Origin of the sequence: Veillonella parvula (genome assembly GCF_002005185.1) — a bacterium.
GTDB lineage: Bacteria > Bacillota > Negativicutes > Veillonellales > Veillonellaceae > Veillonella > Veillonella parvula_M.
In genome coordinates, this window is record NZ_CP019721.1 from 1,029,944 (window position 1) to 1,050,363 (window position 20,420).

Genomic DNA, 20,420 nt, shown 5'->3' on the forward strand with positions numbered 1-20,420 from the left:
TGTTTTTTATAATGAGAGGTTTATAATTAACCGTTGTCGCAAACTGGTTGACAATAATTTAAAAAATGGAGTTGATAATATGGATAAGGCTAAGGAGGCCTTGTGGACAAAATCCTTTGTCCTTGATACTTTGATTAATTTCTTAGTATTTTTAATTTATTATTTATTAATCGTTATTATTGCGGTTGTAGCAAAAGATAATCTTCATGCTACGGCTAGTCAAGCGGGACTTGCTGTTGGTATATATATTATTGGCACCGTTGTAGCCCGTTTGTTGGCAGGGCGGTTTATCAGTATCCTAGGGTGTCGCAAGATGCTCTATTTAGGGTTATTGATTTACTTGATTTCAACGGCTATGTATTTCTACACACCTAATTTACTAATGCTTGATAGTGTTCGTTTCTTAAATGGTTTTGCTTATGGTATTACATCTACTGCTACAAGTACTATCATAGCTGCTATTATTCCTACGTCACGCCGTGGGGAAGGGATTAACTATTATGGTTTATCTACCTCTCTTGCCGCTGCAGTAGGGCCATTCTTAGGTATCTTGATGCTTCATAGTCTTGGTTATGATTTCATCATCGCATTCTGTGTTGCACTTATCATCCTCTGTGGTATTGGCTCAGTAATCATGAAATTTAATGAACCTAAACTTGGTATCGAATCTGAAGCACATAAGGGCATTAGAATCTCGGACTACATTGAACCACGGATGAATTCAATCAGTCTTGTTTCCATTCTAGTCGGTTTTGCCTACTCTGGTGTTATTGGCTTTATGGCAGCCTACACAAAAGACCTAGATCTTATTATGGCAGGTACCTTCTTCTTTGTTGTATATGCTGTAGTTATTACTATAACAAGACCATTGCTTGGCATTGTGTTTGATATGAAAGGGGAAAACTTTGTTCTTTATCCTTGTTTTGTATCCTTAGCACTTGGTATTTTCTTATTATCCATCGCTCACTCCACATGGCTTGTGCTTTTATCGGCTGTGTTTGTTGGTCTTGGATATGGTACATTTATGTCCAACGGACAAGCTGTTACTGTTAAAATAGTACCTGTTCATCGTATTGGTGTTGCTACATCCACATACTTCATTGCCTTGGACATGGGGCTAGGCTTTGGCCCCTATATTTTAGGTGCTGTTAAAGAGGTTGTAGGTTATACTAGTATGTTCCATGTAACCGTTGTTGTGGCGCTCCTTGCACTAGTTGCTTATTATTTATTATATGGTCGTTATGTGGGGACTGAAAGAGATCTTTCTTTAAAAGCTCGCGCTGAAGAGGAAGAAATTAGAAATCGTAAGCGTAATAATAAGCTTGCGTAATATGTAAATTAAAAGGACTATACGAGCCTAGGCTCGTATAGTCCTTTTGGTTATCTACTACTGCTTTGCTAATGCTATTATTTTTCAATATTTACAATATTAACGATAACTTCAACAGCTTTTTTCATATCATCGATACATGCGAATTCATGACGGCCATGTAGGTTTTCTACGCCTGTAAAAATATTTGGTGTAGGAATGCCCATGAAGGAGATTTTGGATCCATCTGTGCCACCGCGAATAGGATCACAAATAGGTGTAATCCCAGCTTTTTCCATTGCTGCTTTGGCTACATTTACACATTCCATATTATCTTTGATGACATCGTACATGTTGTAGTATTGGTCTTTTACAGATACTTCACATACTTCACGACCATATATTTCGTTCAATGTTTGACCTGCTTGTAAGAAAAATGCTTTTTTCGCTTCAAACAATTCCTTATCATGGTCGCGGATAATGTAGTTCATTTTACCGGTATCTACTTGTGTTTCCATGCTCATGAGCATAAAGAAGCCTTGGCGACCGCAGGTGTGCTCAGGAACAGCTGCTCCTGGCAATAAAGCGTCAAATTGCATAGCTAGTTTAGCACAGTTGATCATAATGCCCTTGGCTGTGCCTGTGTGAACAGAAACGCCTTTCAGGGTAACAGTACCGCCAGCTGCATTAAAGGTTTCGTATTCAAGTTGTCCTAGACTTTCACCATCGATAGTGTAAGCATAGTCTACAGGAAATTGTTTAACATCGAAGTGGTCCGCACCAGTACCAATTTCTTCGTCTGGACCGAAAGCACACATGATTTTACCATGTTTGATTTCTGGATGAGCTACGAGGTAGGTGAGAGCTTCCATGATTTCACAGATTCCAGCCTTGTCGTCTCCACCGAGGAGTGTTAAACCATCGGTTACAACTAAGGATTTGCCAATATAATTTTTTAGATTTGGGAAATCTGCACGTCGGGTGAAGATTTGGTGCTCTTCGTTGAGGCAAATATCACTACCATCATAGTTTTCTACGATACGAGGCTTAATATTATCTGCGTTATAATCAGCTGTATCCATATGGGCAATGAAGCCGATGGAAGGAGCTTTCTCATCAGTGTTAGCATGTAATGTGCCGATGACAAAACCATTTTCACGATTATAAATAACCTCATCTAAACCTATTGCCTTTAAATCGGGAACGAGCACATTCGTAGCAAAGTCTACTTGAGTTTGAGTACTAGGAATGGTTGTACTTTCCTCATTAGACCGTGTATTTATGCTCGTATAGCGTACAAAACGTTCGACCATTGATTCCATAATGAAGCCTCCTCGTAAGTAAACATACGTGTTATACAGGGCAGTATACGATACCGTTACATAATAGAGATTCTTAATATACTTTCATTGTAGAACAGGGACGCCAAAAATGCAAAATAATTATTTATAGGGGGTGTGTTGTTTTATTCGCATAGTGCATAGAAAACCATTGAACCATGTGTAGTACCGTGTTAGTATAAAGGTGAATAGTTATACGTTTGTACTTTTTCTGTTAGGAGGTTTTATTATGTCGGACGAGGTTCGTTCCATTCCGCCCATAGAACCGGTGTTAGATCCTAAGAAAGATTACGTAGAGATTAACTCATATGTAGTATTCTGGGGCTTGTTCTATGCGGCAGTTTTCACACTGGCTGTTGGCTATTTATGTTTGAAAATCGGTCAAACAGTAGATGCTTTTGCACCAGTATCTGTACTTGCTATGGGTACAGCAGTTATTTTAAAGCGGCAAAATGCTTTTGCCGAAACGGTACACATTCAAGCTATCGCTAGTTCTAGTACGAACACATTGGCAGGGGCTATGTTCTTCTTGCCAGCTCTTTACATCTGGAATGTAACAGATGTATCCTTTGTACAAATGGCGATTCCTATCATTCTTGGCGGCGTTTTAGGTGTTTTATTATGCGTTATGTTCCGTCGCTATTTCGTTGAGGAAATGCACTATGTGTATCCGTTCCCAAGTGGTCGTGCTGCAGCGGAAGTATTGATGAGTAATGAAGGTAGCAAAGCAAAACTCATGCTTGGCTCTGGTTTAATTGCTCTTGTGTATGACTTTATTCTCAATAGTTTGGGGTGGTGGCAAGAGGTTATTCGCACTGCTACCTTTAAGTGGGGGGCAGCCCTTGCAGATCAAACTAAGCTAACCGCAGCGGTAGATACTGATGCAGCATTGCTTGGCCTTGGTTATTTTACGGGACTTCGCTATGCGGCTATCATTGCAGCCGGTTCTTTCTTCTCTTGGTTTGTATGTATTCCGATTGTGTACTATTTAGCGCCTGAACATATCATGCAAATTGGCGGCCATGCAGTTCCATTAGGGGAGGCCCCAATTCGCAAGGTATTCCTTGATTATGTTCGTCATATTGGTATCGGCATGCTCGCTATGGCAGGCATCATCGGTCTAATTACAATGTCTAAAGTGGTAGCAAATGTTGTTAAAAATGCAGTGCTTGACATCTTTAGTTCTAAAACTGTAGATGTTAATTTGCTTCGTACACAACGTGACGTACCTACATCTTGGATTGGTGCTGGTATCTTGTTATGTACAGTTTTATTTGCAGCATATTTCCATTTTATGTATGCTGAAAGCTTCGGACAAACAATTGTAGCGTTCTTAATCGTTCTTATTATGTCCTTCCTATTGTCTGTAGTGGGGATTAGCTCCATCGCTTATACAGGTACAGAACCGGTTTCAGGTATGACAATCTTTATGATTATTATCTCCGCTGTATGCTTAACCGCAGCAGGTATGACTGGTAAGGTCGGTATGATAGCAGTCCTCATGATGGCATCCTTTATTGGTACTACTATTGGGATGGCTGGTAACTTCATGTCTGAGCTTAAGGTGGCACATATGACAGGTGCTACACCTAAGAAAATGGAACAATGGCAAATCGTTGGTACTATTCTTTGTGCCGTACTTTCTGTAGGTGTTATGATTCTTTTGAACGATGCTTATGGATTTGTAGGAGATCACGCATTAAATGCACCTCAAGCGAACGCTATGGCTGCCATCATTGAGCCAATGATGACTGGTGGTAGTGCTCAATGGCCTCTATACATGGCTGGTGCATTATTTGCAATTATCTTGTGGATGGTAAGAGTTCCACCGTTGGCATTTGCCTTGGGCACATACTTGCCAATGGAAATTAATACACCATTACTTATCGGAGGTTTGATTGCGTATCTTGTACAAAATAGTACAAAAGACAAAGAATTGGCAGATCTTCGCTTCTCCAAAGGTAGTACAATTGCCTCTGGTCTCGTAGCTGGTGGTGCTATTGGCTCCTTGTTTAGTGCAGTGCTTCGTATTGCAGGTGTTGATGTATTTGCTCAAGCTTGGGTAGAAACACCTGAAGCGACATATCTCAGTATCGTAATGTATTTATTACTCTGTACGTTCTTGTACAAGGTAGCTATGTATATAAAAGCTAAACATGCTAAATAAATTACATACTATATATCCTAAATGAATTGAATAGCTTATTTATTCTATAAATAACCAGGAATCCTCCATTTTGGAGATGACCGCCTTTATCAAGTTTCATCTATGCTTGGTAAAGGCGGTCTTTTTATATACTTAGGAATGTTATTTTCGATATAGCTAAAAACTATATCAATTCAATACCTATTGGTATAGTTGGATTTATTGACCCGTACTATATCGAATGTTATCATAAAACTATAATACCTTTAGAGGTATTATTTTTATTATGCTCATAAGTGTAAGTATAGATATATTAGTTGATTAAGAAGAACTCTGTTTCTAGATAGAACAGAGAGAAGTAAGGATAATAATATGAAATTTAAGAAAATAGCAGCTCTATTAGGGGCTTTCACCATTGCTAGTAGTTTATTAATCGCAGGCTGTGGTCAGGAGGGGAATAGTCAGAAGGCATGGCGCGTAGGTACTGATGCGACCTATGCACCATTTGGTTTTAAAGACAAAGATAGTGGTAAATTAGCTGGATTTGATATTGATATTATCAATGCGATTGCAAATGAAGAGGGTATAGAAGCAGATATTCAAAATCTAAACTTTGATGCGCTTTTACCAGCATTACAAAGTAATACCATCGACATCGCTATTTCGGATATGACTATTTCTGAAGAACGAGCAAAATCCGTTGATTTTAGTAAACCGTACTATATTGCAGGTAATGGTCTCGTTGTGAACATAGATAACACCAATATTAATAGCTTTAAGGATCTAGAAGGTAAACGCATTGGTGTATCCATCGGCTCTACTGGTGCAGAGATTGCTAGCAAGATTCCCAATGCCGATGTACATCAGTTTAATATAATTGTCGATGCGTTCTTAGAATTGCAAAATAAAGGCGTCGATGTAGTTATCAATGATACGCCAGTAAACGAATATTATGTTAATGGTAAGGGCAAAGGTATCGCAAAGGTTACTGGAGAGGACTATGATGCGGCACCACTAGGTATTGCTGTGAAAAAAGGTAATACAGAGTTGCTTAACAAAATCAATGATGGTTTGGCAAAGATCAAAGCAAACGGTAAATATGCAGAAATTTATAAGAAATGGTTTGGTAAGGAGCCTCCAGCAGAGGTATTAAAATAGTTTGTAGATAGTACCAGAATGTATTATTTGATATAATATGCTAGGTAAGCCTCGTGTTATATGAGGTATGTATAGAATGGGTGATATGATGGCTAAACGAAGTGCATTTTTAGATATTATTAAGGAAAAGGGAGCCCTCGTCTTAGATGGAGCTTTAGGGACCGAATTAGAGCGTTATGGCTGTGATATTCAACATAAGTTGTGGTCTGCTAAGGTTCTCATGGATCAGCCAGATATCATCAAGAAAATACATATTTCTTATTTAGCTGCGGGTGCCGATATCATTCAAAGCTCTGGCTATCAAGCGACAGTAGCAGGCTTTAAAGGTTTAGGTTATGGAACGGAAGAAGCGATAGAGCTCGTTAAACTATCTGTTCGTTTAGCCGTGCAAGCTCGTAATGAGTTTTTAGAAGCAAAGGCGAGTGGGGCACTTACATTGCGTGGAATTACGCTTGGTGAAGAGACTCCTAAGGGAATTAGATATTTTTCTGAAGGTGCGTTACCTAAACCGTTGGTGGCAGCTTCTGTAGGTCCTTATGGCGCTTTCTTGGCGGATGGTTCTGAATACCGTGGGTATCCTGATGTACAAACAGAATATCTAGAGGTATTCCATATTCCTCGATTAGCGTTATTCTGTGAAGAAAATCCAGATATATTATCCTTTGAAACCATACCGTCTTATGCTGAAGCGATCGCTATTGCGAGAGCTATGTCTGATCCGTTTACATCCAAAGGTATTCCTGCATGGATTGCTTTTTCCTGTAAAGATGGGCACCATGTTTCTAGTGGTGAAACCATTATTAAATGTGCACAAATGATCGATAAGGTACATCCTATTACGGGGATTGGCATTAATTGTAGTAAACCGGAATATGTAGAATCCTTGATAAAAGATATCCGTACCGTTACAGATAAACCGATTGCTGTATATCCTAATCTTGGTGAAAGCTATGATAGTAAAACTAAAACTTGGTATGGCGATGCTGCATCATTTGTAGACTACGTTGAGGTATGGCGAAAAGCTGGAGCTGAAATCATTGGTGGCTGTTGTAGAACAACACCTGAAATTATCGGTGATATTGCAAAGAAAATTCACAACTAATATATTGTGATATACAAAAAGCTATTCGAGTATAATTCGAATAGCTTTTTCTTTATATGCAAATAAAAAAGCAGTGCGAAAGCACTGCTTTTACTATGGCGGAGAGACAGGGATTTGAACCCTGGGTACGGGATAACCGCACACATGATTTCCAATCATGCTCCTTCAGCCGCTCGGACACCTCTCCATGTATTCTGTTGTGTAACAGGTACTTGTATAGTATATGAAAAAGTTAGATTTATGTCAAGCAAAAAAATAGTAGAATTATTGCATATTTACAAGGCTTTTAAAATATAGTATTTGATTTCAATAAATGGATATAAATCAAAAAACATAGCCTGGTTTTAGGCGTATAAAATCTGGTATATAAAAAGAAAAAGCCGCCTAAATAGGCGGCTCTTGTATTAGAATACGTCTTTAATTTCAGCAGCTTCAATGGACGCTTTTATATCGTCTGCCATTTTTTCAATTAATGGAAGATCTTCTTCTTTCAAAGAGGATTTGATATCTAGTGGTTCGGAAACGATTTCAATGTCTTTGAAGTCATTTTCGAAATGGGAAACCATTGTTTTCATAGCAGCAGAAGCCCAAGAGTGGTTACCGATGATGGATACCTTATGGTTTTGGAAGTTAAGGGCTTTTAATTCATGGATAAAGTTTTCCATAGTAAGGTATAGATTCAAGTTATATGTAGGTGCGATAGTTACCAAGTTAGTATATTTCCAAGCATCGGAAATGATGTAGGAAGCATTAGTTTTGGAAACATCGTAAATTCTGATATCTGTAACGCCACGTTTAGATAGTTGTTTAGCCAATTGTTGAGCAATAGCACGAGTATTGCCGTACATGGAACCAAAAGCGATAACAACACCTTTTTTCTCAGCTGTATAGCTGGACCAATGTAAGTATTTGTGCGTGATATATTGGATAGATTCAGGGGTGCGCCAGATTGGACCATGAAGTGGAGCAATCCGTTTGATATCAAGGCTAGAAATTTTGCGAAGCGCATTTTGTACTTGTGGTCCGTATTTACCAACGATATTTGTATAGTAACGGCGAGCTTCCTCTTCGTATGTAGCTACGAAATCGGTTTGATCAGCAAAGATATTACCATTAACTGTACCGAATGTACCAAAAGCATCTGCAGAGAACAATGTGCCTGTAGATTTTTCGTATGTACAAGTTACTTCAGGCCAGTGAACCATAGGCATAGTGTAAGAAACTAAAGTATGTTTACCTAAACAGATTTCATCGCCTTCTTTAATTTGATGGTATTGTTCTGGTTTTGGAGTGTTATAGAATTGCTCAAACATGCGGAATGTTGTAGCATTACCTACCATTTTACAATTTGGATACCGTTCCAATGTTTCCAATAATGTTTGGCAATGATCAGGTTCCATATGGTTTACGACGATGTAATCAAGTTCACGACCATTTAAGAGGTGAGTCAAGTTGTCGAAGTACTCTTCACGAATTTCAGCATCTACAGAGTCTACCACACAAGTTTTTTCATCGTCGATGAAATAGCTGTTATAGCTAACACCATTTGGAATAGGAAATAAGTTTTCGAAACGTTCTGTTGTCCAGTCATTACTACCAATCCAGTAGATATTATGAGTCATTTTCTGAGCACAATGCATAATAAAATCCTTTCTTAACCCACACTAGGTATGTATAGCTTTACATGAGAACTCATGTCTGTAAATATAGTATCAATTTATAATACTAATATTTTCGAAAAAAATCAATATTGAAAAAGCCTACTTGAAGAAGTAGGCTTTCACATGAAAGTTCATAGTGACCAATTATTTGAAGTATTTTACACCAGATGTAAAGATTGGCATTTCTAGTTGGCCAGGAATATTTTTGCTAATGCCTGCACCACAGCGTTCGGAGTGTGCCATTTTGCCAAATACGCGACCATCAGGGCTATAAATACCTTCGATAGCAGCTACAGACTGGTTAGGATTGAAGCGACTATCCATGGAGGCGATACCATCAAAGTCTACATATTGTGTAGCAATTTGGCCAGTTTTATTGAACTCTAACACTTGTTGAGGAGAAGCTATAAAGCGACCTTCGCCGTGAGAAATTGGTACCGTGTAAATTTCACCTGCCTTGGCATCACTCATCCAAGGGGATTTTGTAGAAATAACTTTCGTATTGACCATGCGAGATAAGTGACGACCAATAGTATTGTATGTCAATGTAGGATGATCTGCAGTTAACGTTTCAATATGTCCACCAGGTAATAAGCCTAACTTGATGAGCGCTTGGAAGCCGTTACAAATACCTAATACAAGGCCATCTTGTTTGTACAAGAGGTTTTCTAAACCTTCTGCAAGGTATGGGTTGCGGAAGAGGGTGGCTATGAATTTACCAGAACCATCTGGCTCATCACCGGCACTGAAACCTCCTGGAAACATAAGAATTTGAGACTCTGCTAATTTAGCTTTGATTACGTCGATAGATTCTTTTAATTGTTCTGGAGTTTGGTTGCGGATAAGCACGATATCTGTTTCTGCACCAGCCCGTTCAAAGGCGCGAGCAGAGTCAAATTCGCAGTTTGTGCCAGGGAATACTGGAATAAGAACTTTTGGTTTGGCACCTAGGGAGGCGCTGCGAGGTTTAGCGTGTTGATCATGAATGTAAGCGACTGCTTCACCAAAGCCGTTTGGTGCATGCATTGGGAAAATATCGTTTAGAGGTGCTTCATAAGCATCTTGTATTTCTTTGAGAGAAACAGATTGTCCCTCCCATTCGATAACAGGTGTGGCTTGGGTTACACCGATAACTTTCACATCAGGTAACTCTAAAAGATAATTAACAGCCGTAATATCTACTTCAACGATGAAGGAACCGAGAGCTGGTTGGAAGATACCACGTTCAGCGTATTTATCGAATTTAACACCAATATTGTTGCCAAGGGCCATTTTAGTGACTGCTTCAGGAATGCCGCCTTGATCAACTACATAGGCAGAGTAAACGCGACCTTTTTCAATTTGTTCTTGTAGTGTATCGCAGTTTTCTTTGAATCGATCCCAATCAGGGGTGTCATCGTATGTACGAGGTACATCGAAGAATACGAGACGGTGATCTACGCCTTTAAGGTCTTGGCTCACAATATTATCTACATGAGCTGTACCAACCGCAAAGGATACGAGGGTAGGGGGAACCGTAAGATCCATAAATGTACCGCTCATAGAGTCCTTGCCGCCGATAGCGCCGATTTCAAGTTCTTTTTGTGCCTTATAAGCACCGAGAAGTGCAGCTACTGGTTTACCCCAAGATTCTTTAGAGTTGAGGCGTTCGAAATATTCTTGTAATGTTAAGTATGCATCTTCTCGGCGACCGCCAAGAGCTACTAATTTTGCTACAGATAAAAGCACTGCATATTGTGCACCATGATAAGGGCTCCATGCAGATAACTCGGGTACAAAGCCATGAGTCATGATACTAGCCGTTGTAGTTTCACCGTTTAGAACAGGTAATTTAGCCACCATGCCTTGGGTAGGTGTTTTTTGGAACTTACCACCGAATGGCATGAGCACCGTATTAGCACCCACAGTGCTGTCAAAGCGCTCTGCTAAGCCTTGTTGGGAGGCTGCATTTAAATCGGATACAGCTGCGAGCCATTTTTCTTTGAAGTTATCTGCATTAGCAGAACCGCGCAAGAAGTAAGAACGATCTGCTGGAGCTTTTACGATAGCTTCTTGTTGTTGACTAGCACCATTTGTATTTAAAAAGTCGCGGCTAATATCTACAATTGTTTCGCCATTCCAGTTCATAACAAGGCGATTTGTATCAGTTACCTTAGCTACAACTGTGCACTCCAAGTTTTCTTCGTCGCAGTATGCTTTGAATGCCTCTACATCAGAAGCAGCGATAACACAGGCCATGCGCTCTTGGGATTCAGAGATGGCTAACTCTGTGCCATCGAGGCCAGCATATTTTTTAGGGACTAAGTCGAGATTGATTGATACACCATCAGTTAGTTCACCGATAGCGACAGATACACCGCCTGCACCAAAGTCATTACAACGTTTGATAAGTGTCGTTACTTCGCCACGACGGAATAAACGTTGAATTTTTCGTTCTGTGAGGGCGTTGCCTTTTTGAACCTCTGCACCGCATGTGGATAGAGAATCAACGGTATGTTCTTTAGAGGAACCTGTAGCGCCGCCACAGCCATCACGACCAGTTTTACCGCCCAGTAATACTACAACATCACCGGCAGTCGGCTCTTCGCGGCGAACTTGGTTGCGAGGTGCGGCACCGATAACAGCACCAATTTCCATGCGTTTCGCTACGTAGCCAGGATGGTAATATTCTTTTACTTCACCTGTAGCAAGGCCAATTTGGTTGCCGTAAGAGGAATAACCACGAGCCGCTTCTTGGGTGATTTTCTTTTGTGGTAGTTTTCCTTCTAACGTATCTTCAAGGCTTGTATGTGGATCGCCAGAGCCTGTGATGCGCATAGCTTGGTATACGTAAGCGCGGCCACTCAATGGGTCGCGAATACAGCCACCTAAACAGGTAGCTGCGCCACCAAATGGTTCGATTTCGGTAGGGTGGTTATGGGTTTCGTTTTTGAACAATAACAACCATTCTTCGGTTTTGCCGTTTACATCGACAGGTACGATGATGGTACATGCATTGATTTCATCGGATTCATCGAGATTTGTTAGGACGCCAGCGTGGCGTAATTCTTTTACAGCCAATGTAGCCATGTCCATGAGGGAGCGAGCTTTTTTCTTAGTCTTGTAGAGCTCGGTACGGCCATCCATATATTCTTCGAGGGCTTCCTTTATAGAGCCTGTGAAGCGGCTGTCTTCAATGGTAATATCTGTTAACTCAGTCATAAAGGTAGTGTGACGGCAATGGTCAGACCAATATGTATCGAAGAGGCGAATTTCTGTAATCGTAGGATCGCGGTGCTCCACCTCTGCGTATTGTTGTCTAATCATTTGAAGGTCTGCTAATGTCATAGCAAGGCCGTATTTTTTGATGAGCGCTTCTAAATCAGTATCGCTCATTGTAGTAAAGCCATCGATTGTTGCCACTGGCTTTGGATCTTCTAAATCGAGAGCTAATGTATTTGGTACATCAAGGCTCGCTTCGCGGGAATCAACAGGGTTAATGTAGTATGCTTTGATGGCATTTTCCTGTTCTTTAGTGAAAGTACCTTCGATAGCGTATACGCGAGCGCAACGTACGATGTGGCCAGATGTAAGGGTGAGCATAGAAATACATTGCTCTGCACTGTCAGCACGTTGATCGTATTGACCTGGCACATATTCAACAGCGAATATAAAGCCTTGAACACTTGGAACTTCTTCTAATACTGTATCTACAGGAGGTTCAGAGAAAATTAGATTTTTTGCAGACTCTAGATCTTTTGCATCTAAATGTTCGATGTCGTATCGTTCATAGATAGTTACACTGGTAGCAGGCATAGATAATTCCTGTTGTAAGGTAAGTAACATGCGTTGTGCTTCTTGGTTGAAAGATTCTCGTTTTGTTACGAATAATCGTTGTATAGCCATTGTAGCCTCCTGTAATGTATATAATTCCCTATGGGATATTGACAAATTAAGTATAGTCGGTCTAGACTTATAAGTAAAGATAATCTTACTAATAAAAAGATTAGAAGTACTAATAAATATGAAAGGTTCATGAAGGTCATAAGACCTAACTTTCATGAAGATTTCTACATATTCATTATATATTGAGAGTCTATACTTATAATAGAGTAATGATATGTATATTTAAAAGTAAGACGTTACTATTAGTATATAACAGAGGTGAATAAAATGGCAGTATCTGCAGATTTATATAGAACCTTTTTAGGGGTAGGCTTATATTTATCTTTTTCCCGTGCCGCAAAAGAATTAGGCGTGTCCCAATCCGCCATTAGTCAAAGTATTAAACAATTAGAAGGGGAACTTAATATGCCCCTCTTCGTGCGTACTACAAAATCTGTAGGGTTCACGCCAGAAGGCAAAGAGTTGTTTGATACGGTAGCTAAAGCTTTCTCCATTCTTGATAATGGAGTTACCCAATTACAAGAACGTGTTAGCCAAGCTTATGAAAGTTTAAATTTGGCTGCCACAGATACTTTGTGTCGCCATTTCTTATTGCCTTATTTCCATAAATGGCAATTACAAGAAAGTGAAATTGGCTTACATATTATCAATCGTCCGTCTCCTGATTGTGTAGAATTGGTACTCAATAAAGAGGCGCAATTAGCTGTGGTTAATGATTATGAGGGATTGAGAGATAATCCTCAGTTAGAGGTAACTACGCTAGCTACAATTCAAGACGTCTTTGTTGGCGGTCCTGACTATAAAGGGGCGGGATTCTTTGATCAAGGGCGCCTTCTTAACGAGCCTATTTTGCTCTTGCATAAAGGCTCTGCTAGTCGTACATTCTTTGACGATGTGACTCATGGCGCTTGTCGTAAGCCTCGCTTTGAATTAGGTAGCGTCGATGTATTACTAGACCTTGTAGAAATCAATATGGGTATTTCCATGTTGCCTAATCATGTGGTGCAACAAAAAATGCAAGAAGGGACGATTGTGCGCATCGATACAGATATTCCGGTACCAACACGGGACATTGTGCTTGTGCGCTCACGCTTGGTTCCTCAATCTGAAGGGGCTGCGAGATTTACTTCCTTGCTAGTTAATCGTGAAAGTACTCGAGATAAAATTTTATAAGAAAAAGGCATGTTTAAAGACATACTTTAGGAAACTTTCTTAAAGTGTGTCTTTTTATATATTAGTGTAAGTTTTGCCGTGCTATATTATATTCTTATAAAGCAGTTGAGTTATATAATTCATATACAAAATATTTAAGTCATATTTGCAATGACATTTATGGGTTATATTATAAGACTTTTACTAGATATAGGTTGACCCTAAGGGGTTGTTTACGTTAAAATTTAAAGATAGTTATGCGGAGGTATGAGCACATGGAATTATTAAAAGAACGCATTCGTGAAGAGGGGATTGTCCTCAATAATCGGGTGCTAAAAGTAGATGGTTTCTTAAACCATCAAATCGATCCACAATTGTTTAAGGCAATTGGTAAAGAAATCGCGGATCGTTACCGTGATGCAGGTGTACAACGTATTGTTACCATCGAAGCATCTGGTATTGCGTTGGCGTTGATGGCCGCGCTTGAACTGGACGTGCCATTGGTATTTGCGCGTAAGAAAAAATCCATCCTTATGGTAGATGATGTATATCATAGTGTTGTGTACTCTTATACAAAAGAAGAGAATTATGATATCACTATTTCTAAAAAATTCTTGCCAGCGGGTGAAAAAGTGTTGATTATTGATGACTTCTTGGCATCTGGCGAGGCTGCTATGGGCCTTGCTAAATTGGTTCAAGACGCAGGTGATGAAGTGGTAGGAATGGCGATTGCTATCGAAAAATCCTTCCAACCTGGTCGTGAACGCCTCGAAAATGCGGGCTACCGTGTAGAGTCTTTAGTTCGCATTAAAGAATTCAAAGATAATGGTTGTGTGTTTATTGAAGACTAATTAGTCTGATTATTGTTTGAGGGAATTATGAATAAAAAAGCAGAAAAATTCGACTTACTCGTTGCTGATCTTAACAAAGGCGGCAACACTTGGTTTACTAAGGAAGAAATGACAGACGATCTTAATACAGTTGTATATCATGGTCGTTTGGATGTTCATGACCATAGCCTACCTGTGTTCATCGTTGTAGACGACTCCGCGTTCACTTATGCACGCATTGCTATCACAACAACATCTATTGATGAAAAAGTGATTCCTGCCGTGTTGAAAGAGCTTAACACGTTAAATCAAGATTATAAAGTGTCAAAATATTATGTGAGCGTTGAAGACAATAATATTTATATGGATGTGTCTATGCCATGTTTAAATGAACAATTTGATCCTACTGTAGTAGTAAATCTTTTGCTCGAAGTAATTCAACCGCATTTAGATGCTGTACATAAAGATATTCTTAAAGTAGCTGGTTTAGCTTAATAGAGGTTGTTATGAATCCTAAATCCTTATTATTTGATAAGTTCTTGAAAGAAGAAGAAATCATATCTTTTGAACGGAAGGATTTTGATGATGAAGACGGTACAGTAGTATATCGTTCTTATATCAAGTCTCCTTTATGGGATATGCCTTTATTCGTCATTCTCGATAAAAGTATTTATAGTGTAGTTCGTTTAGTGTTAGGACCTGAAAAGGTAACAGCACAAAATATGAATGCCTTAAATGCATTAATTAATCGTGACAATGCGACATATAAAAATTATAAACTATATATTGATGAACAAGATTCTAGCCTGTACTTGGATTGCGTATATATGTGTGGTGATGATGCGTTCGAGCCTGCATTGATGTATGCGTTGATGTCTTCTATCGTAGATTATATTCCAGAATCTGTAGGTGAATTAAAAACTGCCTTTGAAAGTGGTACTCACTAATCAATAATAGATACAAGTTGAGTGGTCTAATGTTCGGAATTATGAAAAGAGGATAACCTGTTTATAAACGGGTTATCCTCTTTTTGTATGGATAAGAAAAAACATATAAATATTTTGATCGATAGAATAAGTTTGTGTTGTTATAAGATTGAAAAGGCAGTATTTTATTTTTCAGATTTATTTAAAATTAATTTATATGATGCAATCTATATTTTTGTAATAGTTCGGAATATAACGAATAATAAAAATATTTAATAAAAAAATATTCGAAAATAGTATTGATTTTGTAAATGTTAGGTGTTACAATTTGAGTACAAGAAGGAGGTAGCACCGTGAACTATGCAAATCAACAAACTCAAAGCAAGTCTACGGAGGCTATTTGCGCGTATTTGTCCCAGTCTGTTTTGGCTGGGCTTTTTTATTAGGAGGATCTATGAAGGTCGGTATTATCATGGGCAGCAAGTCTGACCTGGACACAATGAAAAAAGCATCTGCCGTACTTGATGAATTTAACATTCCCTATGAAATGGTTATTGCCTCAGCTCATCGTACCCCAGAGGCTGTGAAGAACTTTGTCACACGACTTGAAGATGAAGGGGCTATCGCTTTTATTGCTGGTGCTGGCGCGGCGGCTCATTTACCTGGTGTGGTGGCGAGCTTCACTACATTACCTGTTATCGGCATTCCTCTTAATGCAACGGCTCTAAAAGGCATTGATTCTTTGCTTGCTATCGTTCAAATGCCATCTGGTATGCCTGTAGCAACTATGGCTGTAGATGGTGCTAAAAATGCAGCGCTCTTTGCAGTACAAATTGGAGCAGCTTTCAATAAAGACCTGAAAGAACAATATCAACTATATCGTAAAGATATGGCTGAAAAAGTCTTAGCAGACAATGCAGAATTACAAGGTGCTATTCATATTTAATCATGTAAATCATCGGCGATTAAATATTGGTTAAGAAAAACAGTTTATTTAGATATCTATTACATAGTTTGTATCATTAATTAGTTTGTATCATTAATTTATGATAAAGGAGAAAGATCATGGCTAACATCGATTTGGAAAAATTAACATTATTGTACGAAGGCAAAGCAAAACAAGTATATGCAACAGATAACAAAGATGAGTACATCGTTCATTACAAAGATGATGCCACTGCATTTAATGGCGAGAAACATGATACCATTCTTGGAAAAGGTGTTTTGAACAATAAAATTTCCTCTTTCTTCTTTGAATTGTTGAAAAAAGAAGGCGTACCAACTCATTTCGTTCGTCGTGAAGATGATCGCAACCAAACAGTACTTGCATTGAAAATAGTTCCTCTTGAAGTTATTGTTCGTAATATTGCGGCTGGCTCTATGGCTAAACGCTTTGGCATTGAAGAAGGAACTCCACTTAAACATCCAATCCTTGAATTCTGCTACAAAAATGATGAATTAGGCGATCCATTTGCCAATGAATCCCAAATCACAGCACTTGGTTGGGCTACTCAAGAACAACTTGATGTAATTTCTACAATTACTTTAAAGGTAAATGATATATTGAAGAAATTTTTGGCTACTAAAAATGTGACCCTTGTAGATTTCAAGGTAGAATTTGGTACCCATAATGGTGAAGTTTTATTGGGTGATGAAATTTCTCCTGATACATGCCGTTTCTGGGATGCTACAACTGGTGAAAAACTTGACAAAGACCGTTTCCGTCGAGATCTTGGTAATATTGAAGAAGCATATAAGGAAATGTTATTCCGTCTTACAGGTGAGCGTGCCTAATAGGGGGAAGATGAACTACGATTCTGTTTTTGACAAATGGCACGAAGAGTGTGGTGTATTCGGCATCTATGATAGGACCGTTGATGTAGCACGCTATGTATATTGGGGGCTATTTGCTCTCCAACATCGTGGTCAAGAAAGTGCGGGCATTGCTGTTACCGATGGTCATGATGTAGAACTGAAAAAAGGCATGGGCTTGTTGACCGAGGCTATCAAAGAATTACCATCTTTGCCAAGCTATATGGGGACTGGTCATGTGCGGTACTCTACGACCGGTTCCAATAATCCGCGTAATATCCAGCCTTTGGTTATTCACTACCAAGGCGGTCAAATTGCGGTGGCTCACAATGGAAACTTAACGAATGCCTTATCTATTCGAAAACGTCTTGAAGCCGATGGTTCCATCTTTCAAACGACGATGGATTCTGAGGTTATCGTAAACTTGATAGCCCGTTCTAAAGCAGAAACACAAGCGGAACGGATTGCCGATGCGGCGCGTCAAATTGAAGGGGCGTTCTCTTTAGTCATTACTACGAACGACTCTTTAGTAGGTGTACGAGACCCTCAAGGATTTAGACCACTTTGTTTAGGTAAAACTGAAAATGGTTATGTGCTCTCTAGTGAAAGCTGTGCTTTTGATGCGATTAAGGCAGAGTTTATTCGTCATATAGATCCTGGTGAAATGGTTATCATCGATGACTCTGGTGTGCGTAGTACAATCTATGCGGAACCAGAAAAAATCGATAAAAAACTTTGCGTCTTTGAATACATTTATTTTGCACGTGGCGATAGTCATATCGATGGTCAATCCGTATATCAATCTCGGCTAAATATGGGCCGCGAACTATATAACGAAACTAAGTATGATGCGGACATCGTAATGTCCATTCCGGATTCCGGTACAACAGCTGCATTAGGTTATGCTCGTGCATCGGGTATCCCTTTTGCAGAAGGTTTAGTTAAGAACCGTTATAGCGGTCGTACCTTTATTAAACCAAATCAAGAGGAACGAGAATTAGCTGTTCGTATGAAGCTAAATGCATTGCCACATATTGTTGGAGGTAAGCGTATCGTCCTTATTGATGATTCTATTGTGCGCGGTACTACGAGTGGTATCATTGTAAAAATGCTAAAAGAGGCTGGTGCTAAAGAGATTTATATGTGTATTAGTTCTCCAACTATTGAGTATTCCTGTCACTATGGCATTGATACATCGGTGCGTAAAGAACTTATAGCAGCTACTCATACAGTGGATGAAATTAAAGATTTTATCAAGGCTGATAAATTACATTACTTGTCTCGTGAAGGCCTATGTCGTGCTGTATCTGATGTAAAGCCAGATGATTTATGTTTTGCATGTTTCAATGGTGATTATAGTGTAGCGGTTCCTGCGGATCAAGAGGAAGGGGTCAAATATGTGCTCGAATAAAACTAGTTTAACCTATCGTGATGCAGGTGTTGATATCGATGCAGGTAATCGCGCCGTAGAACTGATGAAAGAATCTGTTAAACGCACGTATATACCGGGTGTTGTTGGTGATTTAGGTGGTTTTGGGGGACTCTATTCCTTAGCTGGTCATGCTATGTCTGATCCTATGCTCGTATCTGGTACAGATGGGGTGGGCACCAAATTACGTCTCGCTATTATGATGGATAAACATGATACTATCGGTCAAGACTGTGTAGCTATGAGTGTTAATGATATCCTCGTACAAGGTGCTACACCTTTATTCTTCCTTGATTATATTGCGGTTGGCAAACTAGAGCCTGTAAAAGTGGCGGATATCGTACGCGGTGTAGCTGAGGCGTGCGAAGAATCAGGCTGCGCCTTACTAGGCGGTGAAACTGCTGAGATGGCAGGTTTCTACGATGATGAGGATTATGATGTAGCTGGTTTTGCCGTTGGTATCGTAGATCGTCCTAAATTGATTACTGGTGAAAGTATTAAAGCTGGTGATGTGATTTTGGGCTTGCCATCTTCTGGAGTACATTCCAACGGCTTCTCCTTGGTTCGTAAAATTGTATTCGATCATAAACAGTTGTCTATTGATACAGAAATTCCAGAATTTGGTAAAACTTTAGGCGAAGAATTATTAACGCCTACTCGTTTATATCCTAAAGCTGTATTACCGTTGATTAAAGAAGATTTAATTAGAGGTATGGTTCATATTACGGGCGGCGGTTTCTATGAAAATATTCCTCGCGTCTTACCGGCGGGAGTAACGGCAGAGATCGATTGTGATACATGGCCTCGCCTTCCAGTTTTTGAAAAGCTACAAGAATGGGGCAATGTAGATTGGCATGAAATGTACCGTACTTTTAATATGGGCATTGGCATGATCCTCATAGTGGACACTGCGGATGTGGATCGAGTAAAGGCAAATCTTGAAAGTCGTAATGAAGCGGTTTATGAAATTGGTCATATCGTTAAAGGCGAAGGTCCAGTTGTTGTAAAAGGGGCGGTATTTAATGACTAGTTCCGTAGCTAGAAAACGTCTAGCTCTATTCGCAAGCGGTAGAGGCTCCAATGGGGAAGCCCTTTATAAAGCCATGCAAGAAGGATATATTAATGGTGAGTTTGTAGTTATCATTACAGATCACGGTGATGCAGGGATTGTTGAACGTTCTAAACCTTGGAATATTCCACTCATTGTCATCGAGCGTAGCGACTATGATTCTAAAGCTAGCTTTGAACAAGCCCAGTTAGATGCGTTAGAGCCCTATAAGGTAGATGGTATCGTTTTGGCTGGATATATGCGTATTGTAGGGGCTCAACTTATTGAGCACTATGAGCATAGAATTTTAAATATCCATCCTGCCTTGTTGCCATCTTTTCCGGGACTACATGGGCATCAACAAGCTATCGATGCGGGCGTAAAGGTAACTGGTTGTACGGTACACTTTGTTGATGCCGGAATGGATACAGGTCCTATTATCATGCAGAATACAGTTCCTCTATTACCAGACGATACAGAGGATACCCTGAGTGATAGATTATTGCCTATTGAACATAAAACATATAAAGAGGCGTTACGACTATTTTGTGAGGATAAGCTCACTATAAAAGGTCGTACGGTTTATATTGAAGATTGATATGTGTAAGCAAATGGAGAGGTT

The 20,420-nt window shown here is 39.5% G+C and carries 16 protein-coding genes and 1 tRNA gene; 13 read left to right on the top strand and 4 right to left on the bottom strand.

The features are described 5' to 3' along the window. The first annotated feature begins 79 nt into the window (after nt 1-79). Nucleotides 80-1,330 (top strand): MFS transporter, encoded by a 1,251-nt coding sequence (locus B1A77_RS04600; RefSeq protein WP_004693753.1) that lies wholly within the window; start codon nt 80-82, stop codon nt 1,328-1,330. Nucleotides 1,331-1,407: 77 nt separating this feature from the next. Here B1A77_RS04600 and pepT read toward each other — a convergent pair whose 3' ends face one another. After that, the gene (pepT, locus tag B1A77_RS04605) at nt 1,408-2,631 is read right to left on the bottom strand and encodes a peptidase T (RefSeq protein WP_077708103.1); all 1,224 of its coding nucleotides are present in this window, start codon (nt 2,629-2,631) and stop codon (nt 1,408-1,410) included. Between the two features lie 247 nt (nt 2,632-2,878). Between pepT and B1A77_RS04610 the strand changes: the two genes are divergently transcribed. The 3 genes from B1A77_RS04610 to mmuM all read left to right on the top strand — a co-directional run bounded on the left by B1A77_RS04610 (nt 2,879) and on the right by mmuM (nt 7,055). After that, on the top strand, nt 2,879-4,816 hold the full coding sequence (locus tag B1A77_RS04610) for an OPT family oligopeptide transporter (protein ID WP_004697976.1): 1,938 nt from the start codon (nt 2,879-2,881) through the stop codon (nt 4,814-4,816). Between the two features lie 351 nt (nt 4,817-5,167). Next, complete coding sequence (locus B1A77_RS04615; protein ID WP_077708104.1) at nt 5,168-5,953, top strand: basic amino acid ABC transporter substrate-binding protein; 786 nt, start codon at nt 5,168-5,170, stop codon at nt 5,951-5,953. Nucleotides 5,954-6,029: 76 nt separating this feature from the next. Continuing rightward, nucleotides 6,030-7,055 carry a homocysteine S-methyltransferase gene (gene mmuM / locus B1A77_RS04620; RefSeq protein WP_077708105.1) on the top strand — a complete coding sequence of 342 codons (1,026 nt, stop codon included), beginning with the start codon at nt 6,030-6,032 and terminating at the stop codon, nt 7,053-7,055. A 96-nt stretch (nt 7,056-7,151) separates the two neighbouring features. On the opposite strand, the gene B1A77_RS04625 is transcribed toward mmuM, so the two are convergent. The 3 genes from B1A77_RS04625 to B1A77_RS04635 form a co-directional block, all read right to left on the bottom strand. After that, nucleotides 7,152-7,242, bottom strand: a tRNA-Ser gene (locus B1A77_RS04625). A gap of 217 nt (nt 7,243-7,459) precedes the next feature. Continuing rightward, complete coding sequence (locus B1A77_RS04630; RefSeq protein ID WP_021147764.1) at nt 7,460-8,695, bottom strand: FprA family A-type flavoprotein; 1,236 nt, start codon at nt 8,693-8,695, stop codon at nt 7,460-7,462. Nucleotides 8,696-8,860: 165 nt separating this feature from the next. Continuing rightward, nucleotides 8,861-12,601, bottom strand: coding sequence for a phosphoribosylformylglycinamidine synthase (locus B1A77_RS04635; protein WP_077708106.1), 3,741 nt, complete (start codon nt 12,599-12,601; stop codon nt 8,861-8,863). Between the two features lie 267 nt (nt 12,602-12,868). On the opposite strand from B1A77_RS04635, the gene B1A77_RS04640 reads away from it, so the two are divergent. The 9 genes from B1A77_RS04640 (at nt 12,869) to purN (ending at nt 20,396) form a co-directional block, all read left to right on the top strand. Further along, nucleotides 12,869-13,774, top strand: a complete 906-nt coding sequence (locus B1A77_RS04640; RefSeq protein WP_012863926.1) for a LysR family transcriptional regulator — start codon at nt 12,869-12,871, stop codon at nt 13,772-13,774. A 254-nt stretch (nt 13,775-14,028) separates the two neighbouring features. Continuing rightward, nucleotides 14,029-14,604, top strand: a complete 576-nt coding sequence (locus tag B1A77_RS04645) for a xanthine phosphoribosyltransferase (protein ID WP_004693737.1) — start codon at nt 14,029-14,031, stop codon at nt 14,602-14,604. 27 nt (nt 14,605-14,631) lie between these two features. Continuing rightward, nucleotides 14,632-15,078 carry a hypothetical protein gene (locus B1A77_RS04650; RefSeq protein WP_012863927.1) on the top strand — a complete coding sequence of 149 codons (447 nt, stop codon included), beginning with the start codon at nt 14,632-14,634 and terminating at the stop codon, nt 15,076-15,078. A gap of 11 nt (nt 15,079-15,089) precedes the next feature. Next, nucleotides 15,090-15,530 carry a hypothetical protein gene (locus tag B1A77_RS04655; protein WP_077708107.1) on the top strand — a complete coding sequence of 147 codons (441 nt, stop codon included), beginning with the start codon at nt 15,090-15,092 and terminating at the stop codon, nt 15,528-15,530. 433 nt (nt 15,531-15,963) lie between these two features. Beyond that, nucleotides 15,964-16,455 carry a 5-(carboxyamino)imidazole ribonucleotide mutase gene (purE, locus tag B1A77_RS04660; RefSeq protein ID WP_077708108.1) on the top strand — a complete coding sequence of 164 codons (492 nt, stop codon included), beginning with the start codon at nt 15,964-15,966 and terminating at the stop codon, nt 16,453-16,455. A 119-nt stretch (nt 16,456-16,574) separates the two neighbouring features. Beyond that, the gene (gene purC / locus B1A77_RS04665) at nt 16,575-17,303 is read left to right on the top strand and encodes a phosphoribosylaminoimidazolesuccinocarboxamide synthase (protein ID WP_004693728.1); all 729 of its coding nucleotides are present in this window, start codon (nt 16,575-16,577) and stop codon (nt 17,301-17,303) included. A 10-nt stretch (nt 17,304-17,313) separates the two neighbouring features. After that, entirely contained in the window at nt 17,314-18,732 is a 1,419-nt protein-coding gene (gene purF / locus B1A77_RS04670) for an amidophosphoribosyltransferase (RefSeq protein ID WP_077708109.1), read from the top strand. Beyond that, the gene (gene purM / locus B1A77_RS04675; protein WP_077708110.1) at nt 18,719-19,780 is read left to right on the top strand and encodes a phosphoribosylformylglycinamidine cyclo-ligase; all 1,062 of its coding nucleotides are present in this window, start codon (nt 18,719-18,721) and stop codon (nt 19,778-19,780) included. Before purF ends, purM begins: the two co-directional genes overlap by 14 nt. Continuing rightward, a complete protein-coding gene (purN, locus tag B1A77_RS04680; protein ID WP_077708111.1) occupies nt 19,773-20,396 on the top strand; it encodes a phosphoribosylglycinamide formyltransferase in 624 nt (207 codons plus the stop codon). Before purM ends, purN begins: the two co-directional genes overlap by 8 nt. Nucleotides 20,397-20,420: the final 24 nt, after the last annotated feature.

Excerpts from the sequence above, each read along its gene's own strand:
- B1A77_RS04635 (WP_077708106.1), bottom strand. The coding sequence starts at position 12,601 with ATGGCTATACAACGATTATTCGTAACAAAACGAGAATCTTTCAACCAA.
- B1A77_RS04645 (WP_004693737.1), top strand. The coding sequence starts at position 14,029 with ATGGAATTATTAAAAGAACGCATTCGTGAAGAGGGGATTGTCCTCAAT.
- mmuM (WP_077708105.1), top strand. The coding sequence starts at position 6,030 with ATGGGTGATATGATGGCTAAACGAAGTGCATTTTTAGATATTATTAAG.
- B1A77_RS04640 (WP_012863926.1), top strand. The coding sequence starts at position 12,869 with ATGGCAGTATCTGCAGATTTATATAGAACCTTTTTAGGGGTAGGCTTA.
- purC (WP_004693728.1), top strand. The coding sequence starts at position 16,575 with ATGGCTAACATCGATTTGGAAAAATTAACATTATTGTACGAAGGCAAA.
- B1A77_RS04610 (WP_004697976.1), top strand. The coding sequence starts at position 2,879 with ATGTCGGACGAGGTTCGTTCCATTCCGCCCATAGAACCGGTGTTAGAT.
- B1A77_RS04650 (WP_012863927.1), top strand. The coding sequence starts at position 14,632 with ATGAATAAAAAAGCAGAAAAATTCGACTTACTCGTTGCTGATCTTAAC.
- B1A77_RS04615 (WP_077708104.1), top strand. The coding sequence starts at position 5,168 with ATGAAATTTAAGAAAATAGCAGCTCTATTAGGGGCTTTCACCATTGCT.
- purN (WP_077708111.1), top strand. The coding sequence starts at position 19,773 with ATGACTAGTTCCGTAGCTAGAAAACGTCTAGCTCTATTCGCAAGCGGT.
- purE (WP_077708108.1), top strand. The coding sequence starts at position 15,964 with ATGAAGGTCGGTATTATCATGGGCAGCAAGTCTGACCTGGACACAATG.
- B1A77_RS04655 (WP_077708107.1), top strand. The coding sequence starts at position 15,090 with ATGAATCCTAAATCCTTATTATTTGATAAGTTCTTGAAAGAAGAAGAA.
- pepT (WP_077708103.1), bottom strand. The coding sequence starts at position 2,631 with ATGGAATCAATGGTCGAACGTTTTGTACGCTATACGAGCATAAATACA.
- purM (WP_077708110.1), top strand. The coding sequence starts at position 18,719 with ATGTGCTCGAATAAAACTAGTTTAACCTATCGTGATGCAGGTGTTGAT.
- B1A77_RS04630 (WP_021147764.1), bottom strand. The coding sequence starts at position 8,695 with ATGCATTGTGCTCAGAAAATGACTCATAATATCTACTGGATTGGTAGT.
- purF (WP_077708109.1), top strand. The coding sequence starts at position 17,314 with ATGAACTACGATTCTGTTTTTGACAAATGGCACGAAGAGTGTGGTGTA.
- B1A77_RS04600 (WP_004693753.1), top strand. The coding sequence starts at position 80 with ATGGATAAGGCTAAGGAGGCCTTGTGGACAAAATCCTTTGTCCTTGAT.